This window comes from Snuella sedimenti (assembly GCF_016428595.1).
Taxonomy (GTDB): Bacteria; Bacteroidota; Bacteroidia; order Flavobacteriales; family Flavobacteriaceae; genus Snuella; species Snuella sedimenti.
This window is the reverse complement of the sequence record NZ_JAELVQ010000003.1, coordinates 105,843-130,898: the sequence shown is the minus strand read 5'-3', so window position 1 is coordinate 130,898 and position 25,056 is coordinate 105,843. Positions and strand designations below refer to the sequence as shown.

Annotated in this window: 21 protein-coding genes; 9 read left to right on the top strand and 12 right to left on the bottom strand. The window is 35.0% G+C overall.

Going from position 1 to position 25,056, the window contains the following annotated elements; genetic code table 11:
- Positions 1-8: 8 nt before the first annotated feature.
- From JF259_RS04100 to JF259_RS04085, 4 genes are read right to left on the bottom strand one after another with little or no spacing between them, the layout of a single operon-like run.
- Positions 9-626, bottom strand: coding sequence for a cytochrome c3 family protein (locus JF259_RS04100; protein WP_233164095.1), 618 nt, complete (start codon positions 624-626; stop codon positions 9-11).
- Positions 619-1,314: a multiheme c-type cytochrome gene (locus tag JF259_RS04095; protein WP_199113654.1), complete on the bottom strand. Its 696-nt coding sequence runs from the start codon at positions 1,312-1,314 to the stop codon at positions 619-621. Before JF259_RS04095 ends, JF259_RS04100 begins: the two co-directional genes overlap by 8 nt.
- Positions 1,315-1,317: 3 nt before the next feature.
- Positions 1,318-3,645 (bottom strand): molybdopterin-dependent oxidoreductase, encoded by a 2,328-nt coding sequence (locus tag JF259_RS04090; protein WP_199113652.1) that lies wholly within the window; start codon positions 3,643-3,645, stop codon positions 1,318-1,320.
- 6 nt (positions 3,646-3,651) lie between these two features.
- Entirely contained in the window at positions 3,652-3,891 is a 240-nt protein-coding gene (locus JF259_RS04085) for a hypothetical protein (RefSeq protein ID WP_199113650.1), read from the bottom strand.
- 168 nt (positions 3,892-4,059) lie between these two features.
- On the opposite strand from JF259_RS04085, the gene JF259_RS04080 reads away from it, so the two are divergent.
- The 9 genes from JF259_RS04080 (at position 4,060) to moaA (ending at position 10,426) form a co-directional block, all read left to right on the top strand.
- Complete coding sequence (locus JF259_RS04080; RefSeq protein ID WP_199113648.1) at positions 4,060-5,238, top strand: molybdopterin molybdotransferase MoeA; 1,179 nt, start codon at positions 4,060-4,062, stop codon at positions 5,236-5,238.
- Between the two features lie 10 nt (positions 5,239-5,248).
- Positions 5,249-5,587, top strand: coding sequence for a winged helix-turn-helix domain-containing protein (locus tag JF259_RS04075; protein WP_199113646.1), 339 nt, complete (start codon positions 5,249-5,251; stop codon positions 5,585-5,587).
- Between the two features lie 19 nt (positions 5,588-5,606).
- On the top strand, positions 5,607-6,179 hold the full coding sequence (mobA, locus tag JF259_RS04070; RefSeq protein ID WP_199113644.1) for a molybdenum cofactor guanylyltransferase: 573 nt from the start codon (positions 5,607-5,609) through the stop codon (positions 6,177-6,179).
- Positions 6,176-6,409, top strand: coding sequence for a MoaD/ThiS family protein (locus JF259_RS04065; RefSeq protein WP_199113642.1), 234 nt, complete (start codon positions 6,176-6,178; stop codon positions 6,407-6,409). The genes mobA and JF259_RS04065 overlap by 4 nt, the downstream gene beginning before the upstream one ends.
- A gap of 18 nt (positions 6,410-6,427) precedes the next feature.
- Positions 6,428-7,510: a HesA/MoeB/ThiF family protein gene (gene moeB / locus JF259_RS04060; RefSeq protein WP_199113640.1), complete on the top strand. Its 1,083-nt coding sequence runs from the start codon at positions 6,428-6,430 to the stop codon at positions 7,508-7,510.
- Positions 7,511-7,562: 52 nt separating this feature from the next.
- Positions 7,563-8,006 (top strand): molybdenum cofactor biosynthesis protein MoaE, encoded by a 444-nt coding sequence (locus tag JF259_RS04055; RefSeq protein WP_199113638.1) that lies wholly within the window; start codon positions 7,563-7,565, stop codon positions 8,004-8,006.
- 81 nt (positions 8,007-8,087) lie between these two features.
- Positions 8,088-8,435, top strand: coding sequence for a four helix bundle protein (locus tag JF259_RS04050; protein ID WP_199113636.1), 348 nt, complete (start codon positions 8,088-8,090; stop codon positions 8,433-8,435).
- Between the two features lie 31 nt (positions 8,436-8,466).
- On the top strand, positions 8,467-9,378 hold the full coding sequence (gene moaCB, locus JF259_RS04045) for a bifunctional molybdenum cofactor biosynthesis protein MoaC/MoaB (protein ID WP_199113634.1): 912 nt from the start codon (positions 8,467-8,469) through the stop codon (positions 9,376-9,378).
- A 40-nt stretch (positions 9,379-9,418) separates the two neighbouring features.
- Positions 9,419-10,426, top strand: coding sequence for a GTP 3',8-cyclase MoaA (gene moaA / locus JF259_RS04040; RefSeq protein ID WP_199113632.1), 1,008 nt, complete (start codon positions 9,419-9,421; stop codon positions 10,424-10,426).
- 24 nt (positions 10,427-10,450) lie between these two features.
- On the opposite strand, the gene JF259_RS04035 is transcribed toward moaA, so the two are convergent.
- From JF259_RS04035 to JF259_RS04000, 8 genes are all read right to left on the bottom strand, one after another.
- Positions 10,451-11,680: a glycosyltransferase family 4 protein gene (locus JF259_RS04035; protein ID WP_199113630.1), complete on the bottom strand. Its 1,230-nt coding sequence runs from the start codon at positions 11,678-11,680 to the stop codon at positions 10,451-10,453.
- A gap of 26 nt (positions 11,681-11,706) precedes the next feature.
- Positions 11,707-12,633, bottom strand: coding sequence for a hypothetical protein (locus tag JF259_RS04030; protein WP_199113628.1), 927 nt, complete (start codon positions 12,631-12,633; stop codon positions 11,707-11,709).
- On the bottom strand, positions 12,633-13,928 hold the full coding sequence (locus JF259_RS04025; RefSeq protein ID WP_199113626.1) for an HlyD family secretion protein: 1,296 nt from the start codon (positions 13,926-13,928) through the stop codon (positions 12,633-12,635). The genes JF259_RS04030 and JF259_RS04025 overlap by 1 nt, the downstream gene beginning before the upstream one ends.
- A gap of 2 nt (positions 13,929-13,930) precedes the next feature.
- Entirely contained in the window at positions 13,931-16,117 is a 2,187-nt protein-coding gene (locus tag JF259_RS04020) for a peptidase domain-containing ABC transporter (protein WP_199113624.1), read from the bottom strand.
- Between the two features lie 412 nt (positions 16,118-16,529).
- Complete coding sequence (locus tag JF259_RS04015; RefSeq protein WP_199113622.1) at positions 16,530-18,110, bottom strand: vitamin K epoxide reductase family protein; 1,581 nt, start codon at positions 18,108-18,110, stop codon at positions 16,530-16,532.
- Positions 18,111-18,939: 829 nt separating this feature from the next.
- Positions 18,940-20,766, bottom strand: a complete 1,827-nt coding sequence (locus JF259_RS04010; RefSeq protein WP_199113620.1) for a DUF3472 domain-containing protein — start codon at positions 20,764-20,766, stop codon at positions 18,940-18,942.
- A 214-nt stretch (positions 20,767-20,980) separates the two neighbouring features.
- Entirely contained in the window at positions 20,981-24,310 is a 3,330-nt protein-coding gene (locus JF259_RS04005) for a VCBS repeat-containing protein (protein ID WP_199113619.1), read from the bottom strand.
- 155 nt (positions 24,311-24,465) lie between these two features.
- Positions 24,466-25,047 (bottom strand): discoidin domain-containing protein, encoded by a 582-nt coding sequence (locus JF259_RS04000; RefSeq protein ID WP_199113617.1) that lies wholly within the window; start codon positions 25,045-25,047, stop codon positions 24,466-24,468.
- Positions 25,048-25,056: the final 9 nt, after the last annotated feature.

The following is a 25,056-nucleotide window of genomic DNA, read 5'->3' as shown; positions in this document are numbered from 1 at the left end:
GGTGTTACTTACTCTCTTTCCTTTACTTTTTGCGTGTTATATCTAGCTGGCCACCTGGATTCAAAATGTGGTTTGTGCGGATTATGGCAATTCACACAAGTCATTGCCGCCCGTGGAGGTGCCCAACCGCCTATGCGCTTTCCATGCGCCCCACCCTTCCAATCTTCAAACTGCTTGGTGTGGCATTGATTGCACAGATTATAACTTCTATTAAAATCGATATTATTGCCCGTTAAACTTCTCAATGCATCCATGTTATTGGCATCATGACACGTAATACAATTCATGGTATTGGAATTTGCATGGTCCAATTCTATATCCCAATGCGCTTTTTTATACAATCCCTTTTGCAATTCTTTTAAAGGTTTAGTGTGACATTCTGTACACTTAAAAGATTTAATATGACTTTTACGTTCTGGAATTAAAAATGTATGATCGCCTTCAGTAATCTCAATCATTTCTATCCCTTGTAAATAATCTTCAGAAGAAACACTTACACCATGATACTGTTTTCCTTCTGCTTCTATTTTATCCATAACACCATGATACTCGTCATGATGCTGTTTGCATGACAGAAAGCATAACACAAAAGCCGCAGCAAAAACAAACCATTTAAAACTATTCATATGCATTGTTGTTTCTTTTAAATATTTCACCTTGCACCAATTCTTTATTGCTTGGCACATGGCATTGTCGACAGTTAACCCTATTGGGGTGCGATACTCTGATTTCTTTTGGAGCACTTGGCTCTGCATGGCAAGCCAAGCAATTTTCACGCATTTGTATTTGATGTGGAATAACTGGAGGACTGCCTGGCAAGGCATTATTTACCCCCACCAAAGTAACTTCTCCTTTGCTAAAGTTTGTTCCTTTAAACACATCATCTGTATGTTGTGGCACATGGCACTGCCTACAATTAATCATTTCAGGATGTGGTGTTACTGGTGCATAAGCCCTAAGGTTATCCACAAAGCCGCCATTTTGATGGCATTTTAAACATTGCTTTTCCCCCATACTTCGCTCGTCGATAACAGGATGCGGTATACTTGGCGGCGCTCCATGAAACGCACGATTGTTATAATAGGTTTGTAACGAACGCTGATGAGTCTCATCGACAGGCATATTGTATATATAATCCAGAGCAAATTCTGAGCGCTTAAACACGCCTTCTTCTGAAGGAATCAATGGTATTGATGTTCCATTATCTATTGGAATATAAGCAGCTTCCAGACCTTGTCGATAACTTAAGTCCCAAACAGCTATAAAGGCAATAAACAAAAGCACAAATAATGATATGATACCTAATCGTTTCATAGTTTAAACCTTTTCGACTTTTACAGCACATTTTTTATAATCGGGTTGTTTCGAAATAGGACAAAAGGCATCTAATGTAACGTCATTTATCAACATGTTCTCGTCGAAAAACGGCACAAACACTTGTCCCTTTTCTGGCACACCACGCTCATTAACCGAAGCTGGTAAAACAATTTCGCCACGTCTTGTGGTTAATTTTACTTTATCTCCAGTTCGTATCTGCATTTGCTTAGCTTCCTCTGGGTTCAGTTCTACATAAGCATGCGGCATAGCACGGTGCAATACCGGTATTCTACGGGTCATAGACCCCGTATGCCAATGCTCTACCACACGTCCGGTACTCAACCAAAATGGATATTCGTTATCGGGTACTTCTGGCGCTGGCTCATACGGACGTTGCCATATAACAGCCTTGCCATCCGGTTTGCCATAAAAATGAAAATCTTCACCGTTACTACAAGCAGGATCGTATTTTGCATTAAAACGCCATTGTGTTGATTCCCCATCTACATAAGGCCATTGCGCTCCCGGCTGACTTTTTAACACTTCTAAAGGTGCCATGGCATGTTTCTTACCTTCGTGGTGCCTTCTATATTCATTATAGATCTCTTCTATATGTGTTTCCTTTTTATAATAGAATTGTTTTTCATACCCCAATCTTCTGGCTACCTCTATAAGTTGCCAAGTGTCACTCATAGCTTCTCCCGGCGGATCAATCATTTGTTCGAAGTATTGTGTACGTCTTTCCGAATTACCATACATACCCTCTCGCTCTATCCACATAGCCGATGGTAAAATAACATCTGCAATATCGGTTGTTGGTGTCGGATAAATATCTGAGACAACTATAAAACGACCTTCTTTCTTAGTTGCATCCCGATAACGTTTAAGTTTTGGCATGGTTACCATAGGGTTGGTAACCTGAATCCACATAAACCGTATATCGCCCCTATCTAATGCCCTAAACATTTCAACAGTGTGATAAGTAGGTTTAGAAGGGATATTTTCAACGGGAACATCCCATATTTTAGCAGCATGTTCTCTATGTTCTTTATTCATTACCACACCGTGGGGCAGCTTATGGGTTAAGGTTCCAACTTCCCGAACAGTACCACAAGCACTTGGCTGACCGGTTAAAGAAAACGGACTGTTGCCCGGAGTCGATATCTTACCTGTTAACAAATGAATATTATACACCAAATTATTAATCCAAGTACCACGTGTATGCTGATTCATTCCCATACACCATAAAGACATTACTTTTTTGTTTGGATCGCCATAGTAGGCCGCCATGTACTTGATGTCTTTTGCCGATACTCCAGAAATCTTTTCTACTTTTTCTGGCGTGTAATCCTCCAAGAAAGTTTTATATGACTCAAAATCAATTTTTTCTGGTTTATCGTTAAACTTATAACCGTCCTCTAGACCATATCCCATATTTGTCAAACCCTTATTAAAGCTACAATGCTTTTCTACAAAAGCTGTATTCACCCAACCGTTCTTTATAATCTCGTAGCAAATAGCATTAGCAACTGCTAAATCGGTTTGAGGCTTAAAAATGATTGACTTGTCAGCAGCCATACTAGTCCGCGTGGTTCGGGTGGCAAAATCGATAATTTTCACACCGCGTTTTAAACGCTGGTCCAGTAAGCGGGAAAATAATACAGGGTGCATTTCTGCCATATTGTTCCCCCAAAGGAAAAAAACATCTGCATGATCGATATCTTCATAACACCCCATAGGTTCATCTAAACCAAAGGATGTTAAAAACCCTGTTACAGCACTGGCCATACATAGGCGTGCATTCGCCTCTACATTATTAGTTCCTATACACCCCTTAAACAATTTTGAAGCTACATAACCGTCTGGTATGGTCCACTGTCCCGATCCATAAATCGATACGGCATCCTTACCGTGATCATTAATAGTTTCCTTCATTTTGGTTGCTATTAAATCCAAAGCTTCTTTCATGGAAGTCTCAACATACTTACCATTCTTCTTTATTAAAGGCTTTGTTAGTCTATCCTTGCCATATATCGACATGACAGAATGGTAGCCTTTAACACAGCATAAACCCTTATTTACAGGCGACTTAGGATCTCCCTTAACAGCAACCGCTTTTCCATTTTCAACCCCAACTAAAACACCACAACCCACGCCACAAAATCTACAGGGCGTTTTCTTCCAATCCAAATTAGCGCCTTTCGGTAAATTAGCTTCCTGCTCTTTTGCAAACAGTATTCCAGGAAACAATCCCGCAGCAGCTGTCATTGCCGACATAATTGCCATTTTCTTTATAAAACTCCGTCTATTGGTTAAAGATGTGTACATAATTATTTAATCTTGTTTAGGTGTATCAAATCCAGAAACCATCACCAGCAACTTTAAACTTTCTATTGCTTCTATTGTTTCTTTTAAATTTTCGTCTTCAACTTTACTATTGGTGTCGGTAACGACAATAAGTAAATCTCTATTTTCAGCAGGGATAACTTCACAATTAGCGATTTTAGATAAGGCAGTAATCAGTGCGTTTTTTTTCCCTGTATGTGGATGTGCTAAATAGCTCTTTATAGGCATCTATAATTGCGTTTAATAAGACCGTAAAACTCATTTAAATTACAAAAAAATAAACTGACATTTATCATAAAACACCTATTTACATTTATTCTAAATAAATTCTTATCGCTTACAAATACTTAAATTAAAAAACGTTTCGTTATATTTGCAAAGACATAACGAATCGATATGATTGCTGTAAAAAAAGCATTAGAAATAGTAAAGTCCAAAACGACATCTCTTGGGGAGAAAACAACAAAACCAGTTGAGAAATCAAATACTTATCGTTTATGCGAAGATGTTTTTTCTCCAATAAACATGCCCCCTTTTAGGCAATCGGCCATGGATGGTTATGCTATAAATCTTCATGACAACCTAACTTATAAATTAATTGGAGAGGTTAAAGCTGGTGATACTATTGCACCAACTTTAAAACAAGGAGAGGCCGTACGTATATTTACCGGAGCTCCAGTTCCCAACACTGCCAATGCAGTAATAATGCAAGAAAAAGTAACTGTAAACGGCAATGGACTAACCATAGAAGCACAGCCTTCACTCGAACATAATATTCGGCCGCTTGGTGAGCAAGTAAAAAAAGGTGATTTAGCTCTAAAAAGAGGTACTAAATTAACACCTGCAGCTATTGGTTATTTAAGTGCTTTGGGAATCAAAGAAGTTTCTGTATTAAAAAAACCAAGTATTGCCATTTTAACTACTGGCAACGAATTAATTGCTCCAGGACAACCCTTGTCTCATGGAAAGATATACGAAAGTAACTCTAGCATGCTACTAAGTGCTTTGTATGGACTTAAATTTTACGATGTTAGTACTCATAAAATTGAAGACGACTACAACAATACCTTTTCTAAGCTTAAGGAGCTTATAGAACAAAATGATCTGGTAATTATTACCGGAGGTATTTCGGTAGGTGATTACGATTTTGTTGGAACGGCTCTAAAGTCTTTAAATGTAGAACAATGCTTTTATAAAGTAAAACAAAAACCAGGCAAACCACTATTTTTTGGAAAAAAGGATAATACTTCTGTGTTTGCCTTACCTGGTAACCCTGCGGCAGCACTTACCTGCTTTTATGTTTATGTATACACTGCCTTGCAACGTATAACAGGCGAACAAATTACTGAACTGCCCAGAATTAAGGTTAAATCGCTTTCAGAATTTAAGAAACAAGGCGATCGCGCCCAGTTTTTAAAGGCTATTTATCAAAATGATGGGGTTAGTATTTTAGAAGGACAAAGTTCGGCCATGTTACAAACATTTGCTGTATCGAATGCCCTGGTTTATATCCCTGAAGACCTATTCCATGTTAAGATAAACGATTTTGTAGAGGTAATTTTATTACCCGTTTAAATTAAAAACTATGCAGTATACTATTAAAAGTAGAATATGGATAGAATCTGAAGGGCATGTCTTTTTAGGAGAAGGCCGTATACAACTCTTAAAAGCCATTGCGGAGACCGGATCCCTATCAAAAGCAGCTAAATCACTTAACTTGTCCTATAAAAAGGCTTGGCACCTCATCGATTCGGTCAATAAAACATCAAAACAACCTGTAACCATCAATAGCACCGGTGGTAAGGGAGGCGGGGGTGCAGAGCTAACAGACTATGGAAAAAAACTAATCGTTCTATTTGACGACATTAACAAAAACTGTTGGAACTTTTTAGATGAGCAGCTTAAAAAACTGGAAACCATTTAAAATACAATGCTAGCAAGAAATGATTGATAAGAAAAACATAACTGGTATTATTCTGGCCGGAGGCAAAAGTTCCCGAATGGGAACCGATAAAGGCTTAATCATGTTTAAAGGGATGCCTTTCTTTCAACATATTGCAAATGCCCTCCACCCTCTAGTCGGTGAGATCATTGTAATTTCCAATCATTCTGCTTATGACATTTTTGGCTTTAAACGTTTTGAAGACCTTATTAAAAATGCTGGCCCCCTAGCTGGTGTGTATACCGGCTTAAAACATTCTAAAACAGAATTTAACTTAGTTTTAAGTTGCGATGTCCCCTTAATTAATACAGGCACCTTAAATAAACTAATAGATAGTTATGATAACAATTCAGAGGTTATTCAAATAGAAAGTAAAGGTAAAACCATGCCCTTAATAGCACTATATAAAAAACAATGTGAATACCATTTTTTTAAACTATTACAAGAAGGGGAACGACGCTTACAATATGGTGTTAACCAATGCAAGGTTAAGTCTGTTTCTTTAGATGCAGAAAATGATGTTTTTACAAACAACATCAATACGCCCGAACAATTAAAAGCAATACGTCAATGACCATTACCATTAAATACTTTGGATTATTAACTGAAGCAACACAATGCCATGAGGAGTCTATTAACTTTTCTGGCGTATTAGTTTCCGAACTTTTAGAAAATTTATTTTCAAAATATCCAGCTCTAAAGCACAAAAATTTTCAAGTAGCACAAAATCAAGTGTTAGTTCCTGTAAACACCAAGCTTTCAGGAAACGAAATAGCCCTTTTACCACCATATGCTGGAGGCTAAATAAAATGAACAATAACAATGAACAGATACAGCAGACATATCATTCTTAACGAAATTGGCCAGTCGGGTCAAGACAAACTGTCCAATGCAAAAGTACTTGTAGTAGGTGCTGGCGGTTTAGGCTGTCCTATATTACAATATCTTGCTGCAGCAGGTATTGGTTCAATAGGTATTATTGACTTTGATGTGGTAGACATAACTAACTTACAACGTCAGGTGTTATTTGGCACAGCATCACTCGGCCAAAATAAAGCTGAGGCAGCAAAAAAGCGCTTACAAGATTTAAATGATGCCATAAATATTAAAGCCTATCCTGAACAACTAAGCTATAAAAATGCCGTAAACTTATTTAAGCAATACGACATTATAGTTGATGGTACCGATAATTTTGAAACACGCTACCTTATTAATGATGCCTGTATTATAGCGAACAAACCCCTAGTTTTTGGAGCCATTTATAAATTTGAAGGGCAGGTCTCAGTTTTTAATCATCAAAACGGACCAAGCTATCGCTGCTTATTCCCTAATCCACCACAAAAAGGCAGTGTGCCTAACTGTTCGGAAATTGGCGTTTTAGGTGTGCTTCCTGGTATAATAGGTACCATGCAGGCTAATGAGGTTTTAAAACTTATTCTTGGTATTGGCGATGTGCTTTCTGGAAAACTCTTGTGCTATAATGCACTTACGTTACAAACGATAACATTGAACATTACAAAATCTAATAATGAAATTCAAAAGGTGTTGAAGACGCAACACCTGTTTCATAAGAAACAAATGACTAACAATGCTTGCGAAGTTGATATAATTGATATTTCTATCAGCGAAATGTTATCTAAAAGCAACATACAGCTGATTGACGTTAGAGAACCACATGAAACGCCAAAGGTCGAAAACCTGCCAATAACCTACATTCCGCTTAGCGAATTGGAAAATAGTTTAGACAAAATAGATCCAAACAAGGTGAAAGGACTGTTTTGCCAATCTGGGATACGAAGTAAAAGGGCTGTTTCAATTTTACAAGATCACAATATCAATAATTGTGTTAACATTATAGAAGGAGCTCCTGAAATAATAAACTATTTAAATAACCAGCATAGCTGAGAAGAAACAATAAAATTACTTAGTTCCTCCTAACGATAAAAACAATACTAAAATGACAAATAAAAAACCAAAGAATGTGTTTAGACAAGGAGCTATTTCCTCTGAGTTTATTGGTGACTCCATTGCCAAACACCAAACCAAAACCAGCATTGGCGCCCACAACATCTTTTTAGGACAAGTGCGTGCTGATGAAATTGATGGTAAAACTGTTTCTGCTATTGAATACACGGCTTACGAAGATATGGCGAATGCCAAGTTCCATGAAATAAGAGAAGCTGCTTTTGCTAAATTCAACCTAACCTGCATGCATATTTATCACAGCTTAGGAACTGTAAAAGCCGGTGAAATATGTCTTTTCGTTTTTGTGTCATCACCAAGGCGAAAGGTTGTTTTTGAAGCTTTGGAGTTTATTGTAGAAGCCATAAAATCCGAAGTACCTGTTTTTGGTAAAGAGGTTTTTGAGGACAATACGCATCAATGGAAGGTTAATAATTGATTATTGACGATTGACGATTGACGATTGACGATTTATTATTGACGATTTATTATTGATGAAATGGCTATTTGAATAATAATTATGAAGGAAGTACTAAAACAAAGAACAAAGCAATTTGCCCATAATTGCATTAAAGTAACCGAACTACTTCCTAACACCTATTTAGCTAAACACATAAAGATGCAACTTATAAGATGTTCTACTTCTGTAGCTGCCAATTATAGAGCTACATGTATTGCTCAGTCAAAACCAAGCTTTATTGCCAAGATCAGCATCGTAATTGAAGAAGTAGATGAATCAAATTTTTGGTTAGAGTTTGCGTTAGATGAAAATTTAATAGATAGAGAAAAAATAGACGAGTTGCTAAAAGAATCCAGCGAATTAACAGCAATATTCATAGCCTCAAGAAAAACTGCTAATAATAAATAGCCAATAGAAAATAAACAATAAAAAAATTAAAATGGTCGACATCACACATAAAAACACCACACTACGAACTGCTATAGCGCAAGCTGTTATTAAGGTTAGTAAACCCGAAACCATAACTGCTATACAGAACGATACGGTTCCTAAAGGCAACGTATTTGCTATGAGTAAAGCTGCCGGTTTATTGGGTGTGAAACGTACGCCCGACATTTTACCGGATTGCCACCCGCTTCCTATTGAATTTACAGGGGTAGAATACGAAATAAAGGATTTGGAAATTACCGTGCTGTTTACCGTTAAAACCATCTATAAAACAGGGGTTGAAGTGGAAGCCATGCACGGTGCCAGTGTAGTAGCACTTAATATGTATGATATGCTGAAACCTATTGACAAGGGTATCGAGATACACCATATCAAGCTACTGAACAAAAAAGGTGGTAAATCTGACTATAAAAACCGCTTTAAGACCGATTTAAATGCTGCGGTGATAGTATGCTCCGATACCATCTCAGCAGGACAAAAAGAAGACAAGGCAGGTAAGGCTATTATCGAAAAACTAAAGGCTTGTGGTGTAAGTATTGCTGATTACAGTATTATTCCCGATGAAACAGAAAAGATTCAAGACAAAGCCAAAACCTACCAACAACAAGGCATCGATCTTATTATTTATACTGGCGGCACAGGACTTTCCCCACGGGATGTAACACCGGAAGCGTTGACCCCTCTTCTTGACCGACGCATTTCGGGTATTGAAGAAGCCATTCGCAATTATGGACAAGGAAGAACCCCTTATGCTATGTTATCCAGAAGTGTTGCCGGTACGATAAAAAATAGCTTAGTATTGGCCTTACCGGGTTCTACAAATGGGGCAAAAGAGTCTATGGACGCCATCTTTCCATCGGTACTGCATATATTCGGAGTATTACGGGGCGAAAGGCATGATTAGATTAATATTATTAGATATAAGAAGTTAGATATAAGACGTTTTGAAAGAAAATAAAAACATATTGCAAGATACATTTGGCCGAGACCATACCTATTTACGCATCTCATTAATTGAACGTTGCAACCTACGCTGTTCTTATTGCATGCCAGAAGAGGGCGTGCAACTCTCTCCCAAAAGCCACTTAATGACTTATGAGGAAATCTACAATATCGCCAAAACTTTTGTTGATCATGGGGTTACTAAAATAAGATTGACTGGTGGCGAACCATTAATCAGAAAAGATATCCCTATCATCCTCGAAAAGTTAGCATCGCTCCCTGTTACATTGTCAATTACCTCAAATGCGGTAATCATAGACAAGTTTATAGGTGTTTTAAAAGCAAATAATGTCAATAGCATTAATGTAAGCCTAGATTCGTTAGACCGTGAAAAGTTTAAGCATATCACGAGGCGCGATCAGTTTGAAACGGTTTACAATAATATTATGTTATTGGTTTCCGAAGGTTTTAATGTAAAATTAAACGCCGTTTTAATGAAAGGCTTCAATGATAATGAAATTATTGATTTCATTAATTTAACTAAAGGGTTACCAATTTCGATACGTTTTATAGAGTTTATGCCTTTTGATGGTAACAAATGGGATATGCGTAAAATGGTATCCTATAAAGAGATCATGAATTACGTAAACAAAGCCTTTCCAAAAAACCATATAGAACGCTTACAAGATGCTCCTAACGACACTTCTAAAAACTATAAAATAAAAAATTACAGTGGTAGTTTTGCCATTATAAGCTCAGTTACCAACCCGTTTTGCGACTCTTGTAACAGACTACGATTAACGGCCAATGGCCAATTAAAAAATTGCCTGTTTTCATCTACCGAATCCGATTTACTTACAACCCTTCGCCAAGGAAAATCCATAGAACCCATTATACAAAAAGCGGTTCAGGCCAAATTTAAAATGCGTGGCGGCATGGATACTTTAGAGAAACTACAGGATCCCAAATTACACAACAACAACCGAAGTATGATTTCTATTGGAGGCTGATTTATATGAAGCACTTATCCTCAATTACTCGAACAAATCAGAGTACGTCTGGTCAAACATTTTTTTTGCGGTATACTTTTCTAAAAAAAGAGAATAAGCCCTTTCTGCAATCCTGTTTCTTAAGGTTCTATCGCCTATAAACACTTCCATTTTAGAGGTTAATTCCTCTAAATCAACCGCATTATTTGTAACACGTGCTTTTAAACAGGACCAGTTATCTTCTAAAATATTGAAAGCAGTAATATTTGTTACAATTAAAGGTAGTTTGAAGGACATAGCTTCCAACATGACATAACTACTCTGTTCATTCAAAGAAGGAAACACCATAGCATCAGCCATAGAGTAATATTGATAAATATCTTCCGGTGCTACGTATCCCGAAAACGTAATTTTATCTTTAAAACCACAAACATCCTTTTCGAGTTTCTTTTTTAGCATTCCGTCCCCCACAATTAACAAATGAATACGGTCATATCCCTTTTTTAGCAATGTATTGAATGATTCAATCAAAAATTGCACTCCCTTATTGGTCTCAATTCTACCAACATATAACAAAAGAAAATCATCAGGCCTAATATTAATTTTCCTCTTTAATATATCTATTTCTCTTTTTGCATAAGACAAGTTTTGTGGGCTTATACCATTATTGATTTTTTGTACTTTGTCCATCGAGGTTTTATAGGTATTAACTATATCATCTAACATATCATCAGACAAACAAATTACCTTGTCAGCTAATTCGCAATTTTGTATCTCAGTATTTATTGATCTTTTGTATATAGAATCTTCTCCATCTTCTTCTCTCGAAAAATCCTGTAATTGTAATACTTTATTTTTACCATAAAAAGTTTTCAATAAAGACACATGAATGGTATAAATTATTTTAGCAGTAGTGTACGCTTTAATATCATTGAGCAGCACATACTGAGTAACATCATTAAAGTGAAACACATCGTTTTCTCCTATGGTAAAAAAATCATTCAATAATACATATAAGGCTTTAGAGTAGCTATAAGATAAAATATCAGGTTGATTATTATCATACACAACAGGCTTAGGAATGTAGAAATATTTGGTATTATTATTTGTTTTTTCGACTATAACCGTTTTATGTAAACTGGCAAGTAGTACAAGTACTATCTCAAATGCGGTTTCATTTTTCCCATGCTCAAGTATTTCTTTTACATATGTCCCAACACCATACTTAAAGGTCTTATCATCTTGAGCAATAATAAAAATTCGTTTTTTATTCATACATACATCTATTAGAATTGCTTCATTTAGATAATATCTGCTGTTACGACCTTCAAATAAATATCTTTACCCAAATCCATGAAATCTTCCCTATAAAGGACATAATTTGCTAATAAAAGTACATAAGCCATTATTTCCGTAATTTCATTCCGATTTACATCTTCCATATTGTTAATAACGTCTTTTATTTCTCCCCCTATTTGATCAAAATAAATATCCATATTTACTTTTGATAGCTCTGTAATATCCTTAACGAACAGGCTAAAATGCACGGCATTTTTGAAATCCTTTGCTGTAATACTCTTTAAAAAGAATTGATTTGCTTGTTTGGAAAGTTCTGGATGCAAAGCCTCCCTTTTTTTCAGGGTGGAATTAACTTCAATATTTAAACGATCGAGCGTATTTAATAGTTCGGCATATTCTAAAACAGACAGCAATTCTTCTTTATTATTAAATAAAATTTCGCCATCGAATAACCTTGAACAAACAGCTAATAATAGTTGCTTTGAAGCTTGATAGAAATAATCACCTTTATCAAAATAAGCAATTCTAATTGCTATATACATAGCGATTAGACACAAATCTCTGGAAGCACTTTTTTCAACTGTTGGAGACTTTAATACTATATCTCCCTCTTTTAAAGCAACTTTATCTATATGATGCAAAATTTCTTCCAAATCGCTGGATTCAAAAAATTTCTTCTTAGAAAAATCAACCAGTGCATATCCCAATTTAATAAGCTCCATGGCATCTTTTTTTTCTTCTTCATCGGAAAAAAGTTCGCTTAAAATGTCTTCCAAAAAATCAAATGCAAAATTATTATACAAGTCTTTAGTATACATTTCCGCATATTTGAAAAAATAATGGGTGAGTGCTAATCTGGAATCAATACCCATTGATTTTACAACATCGGCATTGATTAATAAAAACTGTGCAACATTATGATTTGTCATTAATTTCTCGCGATTAATCTATTAAACTGATGAAGGAAGCGTTCTATTAATCTTAAATCGTCTGTAATTACCTCTGCAGATGCTTTCATTTCGTGTTTGAATTCAATCTCTTTACCATAGGAAGTAATAAGCTTTTGTGGTAATGACACATCTACATTATAGTATCCTTCTTTATTAGCTATATCAGAAATACTAGAAACCTTTCCTTTTAAAACACCAAATTCATAATCGGGATAATTCTCTAGCTTAATATTAACTACTTGCCCTGTTTTAAGTTTGCCCGAGTTAATTGAAGGCATTTTTAACTTTACAACATACGACGAATTTTGTGAAGGAATTATTGTAAACACCAGATCCCCCTGGTTAACCGATTGGTTTTCGGACCAATAATCAAACAACGAAACAGTACCATCGATATTAGAAACAAATGCGTACTTATTTTGCCAATCTCCAATGGCTTTTTTTAGTAAATTAAATGACTGAATTACATTTTTTAAAAGCATCATTTCTTCTCTTACCTGGGTAATTTGAACGTCTTTATATACTTTTTTAGTTGTAGCGACGGCTTCTCTTAACTGTGACATCGAGGCATTCATATTGTGGTAGCTTTTCTCTGCTTGAATATATTCCAACTGTCTGCTTTCAAATTCTTTTTCCGAAATCATTCCCTTCTCGAAAAGCCCCCTGTATCGCTCCAAATCTACCTTCTTAAAATGCAACTCTTTCTTAATCAAAATACTCTGAGAATGTAATGTTTTGAGCCTTCTTTTTGATTCAACAACGGAAATTTCATTAATTTTTATTTCATTCTCAAAAGGATGCAAATTTTTGTTTAGTATATATTTTATATAATTGTTTTCAAAAGCTGCATAGCTATTTTCTATTTCTCCTAAAAACAAAATAGGAATCATATCTAAGGGAAATACAAACTCGTGCTTATTTACTTTTAAGGTATCAACAATTGATTTTAAGAATATAACATCTTCATATTCAGCTGTATTTTCAATAACCCCTAAAAGACTATTTTTATTAACGTGCTGCTTGTCTTGTATCAAAATAGTATCCATCTTCCCCGTAATTTTAGCATATTCTTTTTGAGGGGGTATTTTTGTTGTAATTACAGCTTCAGAAACTATTATATCCGGGTATTTTATAAAATACGTTAATACAAATATTAGAAGAGTAAGTAGTAAGAATACCATATTACCCCAACGTATGATCCCATTGGGCGTTTTGGTTAAAATTTCTTGTACCTCCTGGCTTCGTATTTCTATACTTTCTAAACTATCCGGCATTATTAATTTCCTAATTCTAATTGGTTTTTAACCAGGTTATAATAATTAGCTTTCTCTTTTATCAAGGAATGATGATTCCCTATTTCAACAACTTTACCTTTATCCAGTACCACTATTTTATGTGCATTTTTTACTGTACTAAGTCGATGCGCAATAACAACAGCCGTTTTATTGCTTAAAAATGTATTTAAATTTTCCATAATCACTTTTTCATTATTAGCATCTAATGCAGATGTTGCCTCATCTAGGAATAAGTACTCGGGGTTTTTATAGACTGCCCTCGCTATCAACAAGCGCTGCTTTTGCCCTGTACTTAATCCGCTACCTTCACTACCTATTGGTGTATTGTAACCTAAAGGCAGTGTTTCTATATAGTCTGAAATGTTAGCAACCTGAATGGCATATGCTAGTCTTTCTTTATCAATATAATCTTTCCCAACTGCAATATTTTTTGCAATTGTATCATTAAAAATATATCCTTCCTGCATTACAACCCCGCAGTTGTTGCGCCATTCCCTTGGTGAAATGTTATTTATATTAAAATCTCCTATTGCTATTTCTCCCTTATCGGCACCATAAAAGCCTAGCAATAATTTTAATAAGGTCGTTTTACCACTACCACTTACCCCCACAATAGCTGTCGTTTTATTTGCCGGGATGTCAAGTGACAAATCTTTCAATACCGGTTCGATGCCTCCTTTATATCTAAAAGAGACATTTGTTAGCTTTATAGATGCCTTCCCGGGTACATTTACAATTTTCCCATCACCAATTTTTTCTTCTGGTTCCATATTATGGATTTCTCCCAGGCGACTTAATGAGATTTGAGCATCTTGTAATTCTCTCATAAAGTTAATAAGCTGACTAATGGGGGCATTTAGTTGTCCTACCATATAGCTAATGGCCATCATCATCCCCAAAGTAATATTACCATCTATGACCAATTTAGCCGATAAAATAGTAATGAACATATTCTTTAATTCATTAATAAAATTGGACCCCACCCCTTGCATTTGCTCTAAGGTAAGGCTCTTCATGGCCACTTTAAATAAGCGCGCCTGTACATACTCCCAATTCCATCTCATCTGTCGCTCCGCATTATGTATTTTAATTTCCTGCATACCATTAATGAGTTCTATCACTTTGCTCTGTTCCTTACTAACTTCTGCAAACCGCTTGTAGTCTAATACTTTGCGCTTTTTGAAAAAGAAAAGTATCCATATAAAGTATAAAGCACTTCCAAAAAGAAATACAGCATATATTTGCAAACTGTAATAAACTAATACCAAGCTAAATACAACAAGATTGAAGAAAGAAAATATAGTGGTAAGCGATGATGTCGTTAATATTTTTTCAATTCGCCTGTGATCATTAATCCGTTGCATCAAATCGCCCGTCATTCTTACATCAAAATAAGAAATAGGCAAACTCATAAGCTTTATAAAAAAGTCTGAGATCAATGAAATATTAATTCTGGTACTTAAATGCAGTAATATCCAACTACGGATAATTTCTAAAGATGCCCTTCCCGTGAATAGAGCTAATTGTGCTAAAAGTACCAAGTATATAAAGTTAATGTCTTGATTTTTGATGCCTACATCAACCACACTCTGGGTTAAAAACGGAAATATTAATTGCAATAAACTACCCGCCAGTAACCCCATAGCCAGTTGAATCACCAAGCGTTTATATTTAATAACATACTTGAATAAAAATGAAATCCCTAATTTTTCATCTTCTTCAAACGCTTCCTGATAAAATTTTGGCGATGTTTCTATAAGTAGCACAATTCCATCTTCGGTAGTATCTTGTACATTACCCCCTATCCAATGTTTTATAAACTCATTTTTGGAATAGGTTATAAGTCCGTGAGCCGGATCTGAGACATATACAATATCCTTCTTAATTTTATAAACAACTACAAAGTGATTTTTATTCCAATGTACAATACATGGTAATACTGCTTCTTTTAGTTTATTATACGACAATTTAACCCCTAAAGAGCGCAAGCCAATTACTTCAGCTGCCTCCCCCAATCCCAGCAAACTACTACCTTCCCTTGTGGTTTCACTGAGGTCTCTTAACGCTTGCGTATTAATAAGCTTACCATAGTATTTAGCGATAATCTTTATACAGGTAGGACCACAATCTTTAGACTCCGATTGTTTGTAGTTAGGGAATTTTTTCAAAAAAAATATTATCTATATTATTAATGTTTATTAGGGTTCAAAAAGTAGTCACTCTTTGAACCCTAAAATTTATTTAACTAAACACTAGGCGTGTACACACCTATGAACATTGAAAGGAATACCACATTGAGGATTATATATTTCCATTTCACATCTCATATCCACTGGACAGTCATAAGGATCATTACAAATGAGACAGCCATTGTATTCAAACCACCCCCCAAGAATACTCTTTTGTTCTTGCTTTGTTAAGGCTTTACCTAAACTTAAAATTCTTTTTTTCATAATAGAAAATTATTATTATTATTATTATTATTATTATTATTTCCTTGGACATTTATAGACCTCCAAGTTTAGGTCTGCCTTTTGCGCAAAAAGGTGTCTTTTAGCTACTGAGAATACCTTGTTTCTTTTATAATACATCCTTTAAGTCTTCTATATTATAATCTTTAGGGAGTTCATAGCCGTTTACAAATATGGTTGGTGTATATGTAATATTCTCTGTTTTACACCATTCTTCCATGGCACGTATTTCATTATATTGATCATTTAAACTTACATTGACAGGATATTTTTTAGCAAACGCATTATAGTTTTTTCTCTCTGTTAAATACCAGTCGTTTAAAGCTTGTTGGGTTAGTTTTTTATCACCAATAGAATCTATGGCTAACAAATGGCTTACAGGATCGCCCTCTCCACTAATATTAGTAACTGAGGTTTTAAATAAAATCTTTAGATTTATTCTTTGTTTCTTAACTAGTTCTTCTAACACAGGGTGCGCTTTTGCACAAGGCCCACAATACGGATTACATACTTTTACTATATCATACTTTGCATTTTCACTAGTTAATGTAATACCCATATTTTGAGGAAGGGTTTTCATTTTACGTGATTTTACCAATAGGCCGTTAAGGACATTTGGGTTGTTCTTGATTTTCTTAAGCCCCCTTTTATGCAAGTTTGCTTCCTTTCCAAGTTCCAACAACGGTTTTAAATAGTTCCATAGAAGAATAGGTAATAAAAACAGTACTCCTAATAATGGGAGCTTATTAAACTCGATATTTATCTTATAAAAGCCTCCTAACACCGACAGGCTTATTTCAACAATTAATATGAGTACTAAATACATACAGAATTTGCACCATTGTTTAATGACGACCGCCTGATGGTATATAGACAAAAAGATTACAGGTATAGTAACCAAACTGAAGGTTCCTAAAACACCATAGGAAGCATAGCTCATTCCATTCATTAGTGCATACCCTGATGTGGCAAAAAAATAAGCAAATCCCAGAATACTTAGACTGAGTGTTTCGTTGAATAGTTTAGCTTGCTTTGAGTTTAGAACGGCATTACAATTTATTTTACTATTTGGGCTACCCCCACAAAAACTCTGAAGTACCGGGCTGTATTGGTCGATGTCAAACCATAACAACATAATACCTACAACCAATCCAATTAGTTTTAAAATCAAATAAAGCCCATATAATGGATTGGTTACTGACTCTGAGTTATAAAAACTAATAAGCATCCAGCTTAGTAATAAAAGCACAAAAGCACTTTTGAAAGCAGTCAAAATTCTTTTAACCGTAACTTTTTGTTCTATATTTTCTTCCTTAGAATACTGATTCCTTTCAACCAAAAGACATATCCCGGTCCAAATCCGTAAAAAATCCTCTTTAGTCTTTTCTTCTAATTTGTTATTCTCATTATAATAAGTAACCGAATTATCCTTAATTGAGTTTAACACATAAAACAACGAGGATCTATTAATGGTTACCTGCACGATGCAAGGTATTGGTAAGCTATCTAGCTTTTCCTTATCTACTTCAATTGCAGCATTTTCAATGGTATATTTATCAAAGGTATCCGAAATAGTTAATAAACTTGGGTGGTCCGGGTGTGAAAGTATATTATCTTTTAAATACGTTTTAGTATACCTGACCTTTAATAGAGTCAATATTTTTCCAGTAGCGTTAATACAATTATCCATATTTTTATTTATAAAATCAAAATTTCATGTCTCATAAAAAAGTATTTAAACCTTTTATTAGAGTTGATTAGCTTTAATATTGGTAATAGCTACTTCAAACCGAAATTTCAAAAATATAATATTTTTCATAATAATCAATGCTTTTTTACAACATAAAAAGAAAAAAATAACTTACAACATAATTATAATAAGGAGCACCACTAATCATGAGCTGTAATAAAAATTCGATTTTTACTCATAAATGCATCTGTTTAGGAAAAGTATTCAAAATAGTTAATAAACTTGGGATGCCCGGATGTGAAAGTATATTACCTTTTAATATTTCTTAGTATACCTGACCTTATATAGACCCAATACTTTTCCATTATTGTCAATACAACTATCCATTATTTTATTAGCTTATCAATAATTTATATGTGATTCAAAAAAGAAGATTAAGTTAAAATGTAAGCTCTTAGTGTACCATAAGTTTTAGTATTTCTCCCAGTATTGTTTATACTAAAACCAGTATTAATCACGTGCTTTCTCTACTATTTATCATTTTTCACATCACAACAATTAGGTTTTTCCTACATATATGAGGACTAATATTCCTCAAAAAAGGCAACCAACATGACCTTTTAACACTTACTCAGAAACTAATTATAAGATGCGAAGGGAAATAATACTTAAGAATGCGACAACAGTCCTGTTGCATACAACCGGTCATTGTATTCTATAACCGCTAATAACTTTACATCTATGGATATAATTGCTTAAAAGTTTTAATCATGAATCGTGCAATCTTTTCTGAATGAAAAAGATTGTACGATTCATTTAAAAAATTAACCTAATTACTTACAAAAGCTGAAATTTCAGCCATGGCAGCATTATCTGTTCCATCATGTGCCGACTTGGCAATGAATTTAAAATATCTGAATGTGGTAGCTGACGACAAGTTTATGTCCTGGGCTGCTGCCGAATTACCTAAGACGAAATCACCAAGACTTACCCAATTTACATTGTCGTCACTTACTTGAAGCTCAATATCTTTTACAGCTCTGCTAAGACTTTGTCTTTGCATAAATCTGAAACCATCAGCAGTTATAGAGGCTCCTGCATCAATAGTGATGTGGTGTGGCGGTGTGGCAGTACAACCAGACCAACAAGAATGCCAGTAGGTATTAACATCATCATCTAATACATCGGCAGCTCTACCTGTACTCCCCTCGCCACCATTATCTTCCTGTGTACTATACTCAACAACCGACCAACCTGTTCTACTTAAAATAGTAGGCTCTGCAGGAAGCGTAGGCACCTCCAACTGGGCAAAGTTTATGTTTGGAGCAACGCCACTGCCTGTTCTTGTGTGCGATGAATAAGCCACTTCGTTATCACTAAAGAAGCCACAGTTCTTTAAATAAAAACTATTGGCATTAGTACTACTTACGCCTCCATCATAATCAAATCGAACACCACTATTAGCTGTATTGTCAATGGTAAACGTAGCAGTTGTCATTTCGTTCCAATTACCTTGGGTATCGTACACCCATTGGTTGGTATAATCCACACGTCTGGTTTCATCTCCCATGGTCGTATCGAAATTTTCTATGAATGAATGTAAGTCTGTTAAGTGTGCTGCTGATGGGAATGGTCGTCTAAAACTGGCTATCAACTGCCAATCCCCAACCTCTGGGGCATAAAAATAAGCTGTGTAATCTGTGGTATTACTAGCATTCGATTCACCCTTCAATAAAAACTTATAGGTATTCCCAGGTACCCAATCATAAACAAGGTAGCTTTGTGCCCCAGAGCCTTCGCCTCCAAATTCACCTACGGTCACACCGTCGCCATAACCCAAAGGAATTACCGTATACGCTTCTGGTATTTGGTTGGGATCTTGTGTATCGTAAGCACTCCACACAGAAAACAGGATACGTCTTTCGGTCTCACTGTTTACCTGCATTCCAAAATAGCCTCCCGAAAAACCATCAGCCATGAAATAAGACCCTACTGGATCCATGCCCACAGGCACCGTTAACTCATTATAAAACCAGGTAATATCTTTATTAGCCGGTTCTTCATAACCTAAATGACAAGAAGGGCCTCGTCTTCCCCAATAGAACCAATCGGACTCTACATAACTGATGTTTGAACTCCACGATGAATCCCCTAAGCGAATATCTGAAATATCACCAAAAGAGCTGCCACTATTAGAAACCCCTTCGAGCTCAACATAATGATACCCTGTTTGGTTAATGTTAAAAGCCCCTACATAATGGTCTTTGTAGTTATTTGATTGCGAAAGCGTAACTTGCTGCGTAGTGCCCCCAAGCGTTACTTTTAGAGTACTGGAAGCACTTACCTTGGCTTTAATACCTACTTCGATAGCGCCCGTGGTAGTGGCATAAAAATAGGTTCGTATTTTATCACTTGAACTTGTCCAGTTTTTAATCCCTCCCGATACAACAATATTTGAAGTCGCTGTAGGGTTACCGACTACCCAACTATTGCCTTCACAAGGAACAGAAATGGATAAATTTTTAGCTGGAGGCCCTCCCTTTTCTTCCATGTCTTCTGTCTGAACGTCTTGCTCTGCAACACTATCATTACTACATGAGTAACTACATATAAAAATAGAGATGCAAACTAATAATACTGATTTTAATGATTTCATAGTTTAGTTTTAGTTAATAAATTAGTTACAATATTTTTGTTTAAATACTTTCTTTTCTCATCTATTGCCTGTTTAAAAGTTTAGCATTTTGGCTAGTTCTTACTCAATAACACTTTATAATAAGACAATTAAACCCTTAAAACGACATCATAAAAAGGCTGTTTCGATTAATTAATTGTTCCAACAAGTTTGATAGTGATAAACTAAAGTGATTTTAATTTTTAGAAATATTAAACAGTTGATGGGTACTGTTGTTATTAATTACCAACACGCCGCTGCCATCACCCGTTTTTATTTTGGCCAATGCTCTCACGTCTCTGTCTGCATAAAACCCGGTTTTTCTATTGTTTATGTATTTAAATGCTCCTACTGAAAATCCTTTTAAAAACACACCAGTTCCAGCGTCTGCACGTGTAGTCTCTACTTCAGATTGGTAATTATTGCCGGCCATTAGTAAATCCTTAATAGCATCGCCATCAAAATCATCATAAACAACACTATTAATGGGCGCTATTTGGGCTTCTATTGGAAATGCAGAAAAGACAAAACCTTCATCTCCCTCGTTTAAAAAGATACCCGATTGAAATTCTGTAACTTCATAATGTAATGAAGATTGAAGGCCATCACCAAGAATACCTTGTAAATCTAAACTTGCAAACTCATTATAAGTTCCTATTCTTTCTTTTAGAATAGGCATTTGTTGTGATGTACAACCTTTACCCCTTACTGGCACTTGTTTGTCATTATAATATTTTGCAAGCATGATATCTTCAATACCATTGTCATCAAAATCTTTAGTGTAAACATGGAACGGTTTGTCTTTTGATGCGTGAAACTTATAATTAAGTCCCAAATTACCCGCTACAATATCCTTATCGCCATCACCATCAATGTCTTCAACCAACAAGGTGTTCCACCAACCTTTAGCGGCTGCTAAACTTTTATAGACATGACTTTTAGACAAGCTCCCTTCATTATTCACAAAAACCTCAATCCCCATCCATTCACCAGTAACAATAAGGTCTAAATCTGCATCATTATCAATATCGCTCCATTGTGCACTCGTTACCATGCCTATGCGCTCCAATTCGGATGCCCGTTCTTTTGTTTTATTTACAAAGGTTCCATTTTCATTGATCAACAGACAGCTTTCTGGTGCATAGGGGTATTTACCCGGAATCACCCTGCCACCTACAAAAATATCGATATCACCATCTTGATCGTAGTCTGAAGTCACCACTATCGCCCCAGACGTTTTTATTTCAGGCAATTTTGACTTCGACCGTTTAAAATTGAAATTCCCATGATTTATGTAAAGCCTATCTTGAAGTAAGTCTGAATCTTCAGTAAATTCATAACTTCCACTTGCTACATACAAATCGTCATCCCCATCATTATCGGCATCAAAAAAACAAGCTGCTACATCTTCATAGTTTTTATCTTTTATAAAATCTGATATATTAATAGCTTCAAAACCGCCTTTTCTATTTGCTATTAACAATTGCCCCGATTGTTGATGCGCTCCACCAATAAAAACATCATCAAATCCATCATTATTCAAATCTGTTTTAGCTATTGCAGGACCTGTTTGCGATAGTTTATGTGGTATCAATAATTGTTTATCATAATCATTGAAAACTTTTTCTTCATGTGAAAAATCAAAAGTTTCATCTTCAACAAATAGTTTTGTGCTAAAATTTTGACTACTAATATTGGTACTATTAGAATCTATTTGTTCTTGATATTCTATTTTTAATGATTGGTTTGCTTCTACATTTTTTAAAATTTGCACATTCCCATTAGACCATGTTACTTCTATTTTTTTAATAGTTTTGTCTTTACCTAAACCAAAATGTAATTGGTTTGGCAAAGCAGAAAGATAGCCTCTAGAGTTAATTAACTCTCTAAAAAGTGTAACGTCACTATTAGTAAGAAGTTTAACTTTAGTACCAACTCCAAATGGGTTACTTTTTTGTCCTTTAAAAGAAATTTGAAGATAATTTCCTTTATTTAATTCTCTACTGTTATTCTTTAATATGGTGGCAGGTTCATCTAAATTACTAGTAACTAAATCTAAATCGCCATCATTATCTAAATCTACATAAACGGCACCGTTAGAAAATGTTTCTTTTATATCAGACCACGCTTCCGTTTTATTACTAAAAGTAAGATCGCCTTCGTTTTTAAATAAGTAATTCTTTAATTTTTCTTGAGGTAGTTTTTGTGAAAACCTAAAAAAATCTGCTTCTTCAAGGTCTTCCTTGTTGGCTTCAATATATTTGTCTATTTGAGCATTAACATCTCTATCCTGAACATTTCTATACATGCCATTGGTTACATACAAATCATTGTAGCCATCTAAATCAAAATCGGCAAATAGTGTTGCCCAACTCCAATCTGTTTTAGCAACACCAGAAAGATAAGCGGTTTCGCTAAACGTGCCATTACCATTACTTAATTGCAAAACATTATGCATGTATTGATAATGGTGACCATTAGCAGTCATAGCGTTAAACCTCTCGATAGGCATCATGGCCATGGTTGTTTTAGATCTTACGTAATCTTCTGGACTCATATCTGCAACAAACATATCGGTAAGTCCATCATTATTTATATCGGCAATATCTGCCCCCATACTGTAATGGGATATGTGCTTAAATAACGCACTACTTTTATCAGTAAACGTACCATCTCCGTTATTCACATAAGCAAAATCCGGTCCTGTAAAATCATTGCTAACATAAATATCTGGCCAACCATCGTTATTTAAGTCACCAACTTGTGCATTTAAACCATAGGCTAAATCAGGAAAAATCCCTGCTTGAGAAGTTACATTCTCAAATTTACCATTGCCGTTATTTCGATATAGCCTATCACTACTTTTATGCTTTGCAACAGCTAATCTGTTATTTTTAATACGCTCAAGATTCATAACCTGACCCGAAAGCTTAGAATTTTCTAAGGTATTTACCACATATAAATCTAAATCACCATCTTTATCATAATCAAAAAAAGTAGAATTTACAGACCTGTTGCTGTCTGCTATACCATATTCTTTTGCTTTTTCGGTAAACGTAAGGTCTCCATTATTGATGTATAGCATGTTGGCAAGTTTAACATCTCCTTTATACCACCCTGCTCGGTTGATATAAATATCTAAATAGCCATCATTATTAACATCTGCTACAGATACACCTGTATCAAAACCTGTACGTTTTATTATTCCAGCTTTTTCGGTAATATCTTCAAACCGAAAATTACCTTTGTTTAAATAAAGCTTATTGGAATAAATATTTGAAATAAAAAAAAGATCTTGCAAGCCATCATTATTAAAATCTCCGGACGCAACACCTCCGCCACTATATAAGTTTACATATTTGTAATAGTGTAGCTTCTCTGTTTCATAAACTTTATTTTGAAAATTAACTCCAGAAATTTCTACAGGGACACTGGTAAACAACTTATCGGTATTCAAGTTTTCAATTCCATTATTACATGAAAAGAAAGTAATAACTAATAGGAAATATAAAACATAAGTTTTCATCAAATATTTATTAAATTAAATTTCGCAATGCATGCTCAATTATTATAATTAATTCTTACTTAAAATATTAATACTGTAGATAGAATAATGTAAAAAACGTAACAAGTAAAGTATAAGCCCAAAACGAATCATTTTTGGGCTTATACTAATAGTTTTTACGTTCTAGAATAAGGAGCTACTTCCGCTAAAGCGGCATTGTTTGTGCCATCAAAAACTTTAACAACATTAATTCTAAAATAACGCGCCTGAACAGATGTTTCTAATGGTTTATCTTGAGATGCTTTAACTTTTTCTAAGGTAAACTCTCCTAAGGAAGTCCAACTCGAATTATCGTTACTAATATCAACGGATAAAATCTCAATATTTCTAGATAATGATTGTCTTTGCACAAAATTAAAACCGTCAATATTTTTAGATTCTAACATATCAATAACAAAATAATGTGGAGGTACCGCAGTACAACCTGCCCAGCAAGTATGCCAAAACGTACTTGGGTCTCCATCAAATGTATTAAAAACTCTTCCATTCCCAGCACCTTCTCCATCTTGATCTTCCTGACTTGTATAATCGATTACTACCCAGCCTGTAGTATTTAGAGGCACTGGTGGTAATTCAAGATCTGTATCTGTGATTAGTATCTTATCTGGGTCACATGATTGTAACACCACAAAAGTGACCATTGTAAAAAAAGCAGCAACTATTAGTGTTATCTTTTTTTTAATTTTTAAGCTTTTCATATTTATTTT

Coding starts and splice junctions, on each gene's coding strand:
- moeB (WP_199113640.1), top strand. CDS start 6,428: ATGAACAGATACAGCAGACATATCATTCTTAACGAAATTGGCCAGTCG.
- JF259_RS04095 (WP_199113654.1), bottom strand. CDS start 1,314: ATGAAACGATTAGGTATCATATCATTATTTGTGCTTTTGTTTATTGCC.
- JF259_RS04005 (WP_199113619.1), bottom strand. CDS start 24,310: ATGAAAACTTATGTTTTATATTTCCTATTAGTTATTACTTTCTTTTCA.
- JF259_RS04050 (WP_199113636.1), top strand. CDS start 8,088: ATGAAGGAAGTACTAAAACAAAGAACAAAGCAATTTGCCCATAATTGC.
- JF259_RS04010 (WP_199113620.1), bottom strand. CDS start 20,766: ATGAAATCATTAAAATCAGTATTATTAGTTTGCATCTCTATTTTTATA.
- JF259_RS04065 (WP_199113642.1), top strand. CDS start 6,176: ATGACCATTACCATTAAATACTTTGGATTATTAACTGAAGCAACACAA.
- JF259_RS04075 (WP_199113646.1), top strand. CDS start 5,249: ATGCAGTATACTATTAAAAGTAGAATATGGATAGAATCTGAAGGGCAT.
- mobA (WP_199113644.1), top strand. CDS start 5,607: ATGATTGATAAGAAAAACATAACTGGTATTATTCTGGCCGGAGGCAAA.
- JF259_RS04085 (WP_199113650.1), bottom strand. CDS start 3,891: ATGCCTATAAAGAGCTATTTAGCACATCCACATACAGGGAAAAAAAAC.
- JF259_RS04000 (WP_199113617.1), bottom strand. CDS start 25,047: ATGAAAAGCTTAAAAATTAAAAAAAAGATAACACTAATAGTTGCTGCT.
- moaCB (WP_199113634.1), top strand. CDS start 8,467: ATGGTCGACATCACACATAAAAACACCACACTACGAACTGCTATAGCG.
- JF259_RS04030 (WP_199113628.1), bottom strand. CDS start 12,633: ATGACAAATCATAATGTTGCACAGTTTTTATTAATCAATGCCGATGTT.
- JF259_RS04035 (WP_199113630.1), bottom strand. CDS start 11,680: ATGAATAAAAAACGAATTTTTATTATTGCTCAAGATGATAAGACCTTT.
- JF259_RS04055 (WP_199113638.1), top strand. CDS start 7,563: ATGACAAATAAAAAACCAAAGAATGTGTTTAGACAAGGAGCTATTTCC.
- JF259_RS04100 (WP_233164095.1), bottom strand. CDS start 626: ATGAATAGTTTTAAATGGTTTGTTTTTGCTGCGGCTTTTGTGTTATGC.
- JF259_RS04090 (WP_199113652.1), bottom strand. CDS start 3,645: ATGTACACATCTTTAACCAATAGACGGAGTTTTATAAAGAAAATGGCA.
- JF259_RS04080 (WP_199113648.1), top strand. CDS start 4,060: ATGATTGCTGTAAAAAAAGCATTAGAAATAGTAAAGTCCAAAACGACA.
- JF259_RS04015 (WP_199113622.1), bottom strand. CDS start 18,110: ATGGATAATTGTATTAACGCTACTGGAAAAATATTGACTCTATTAAAG.
- JF259_RS04025 (WP_199113626.1), bottom strand. CDS start 13,928: ATGCCGGATAGTTTAGAAAGTATAGAAATACGAAGCCAGGAGGTACAA.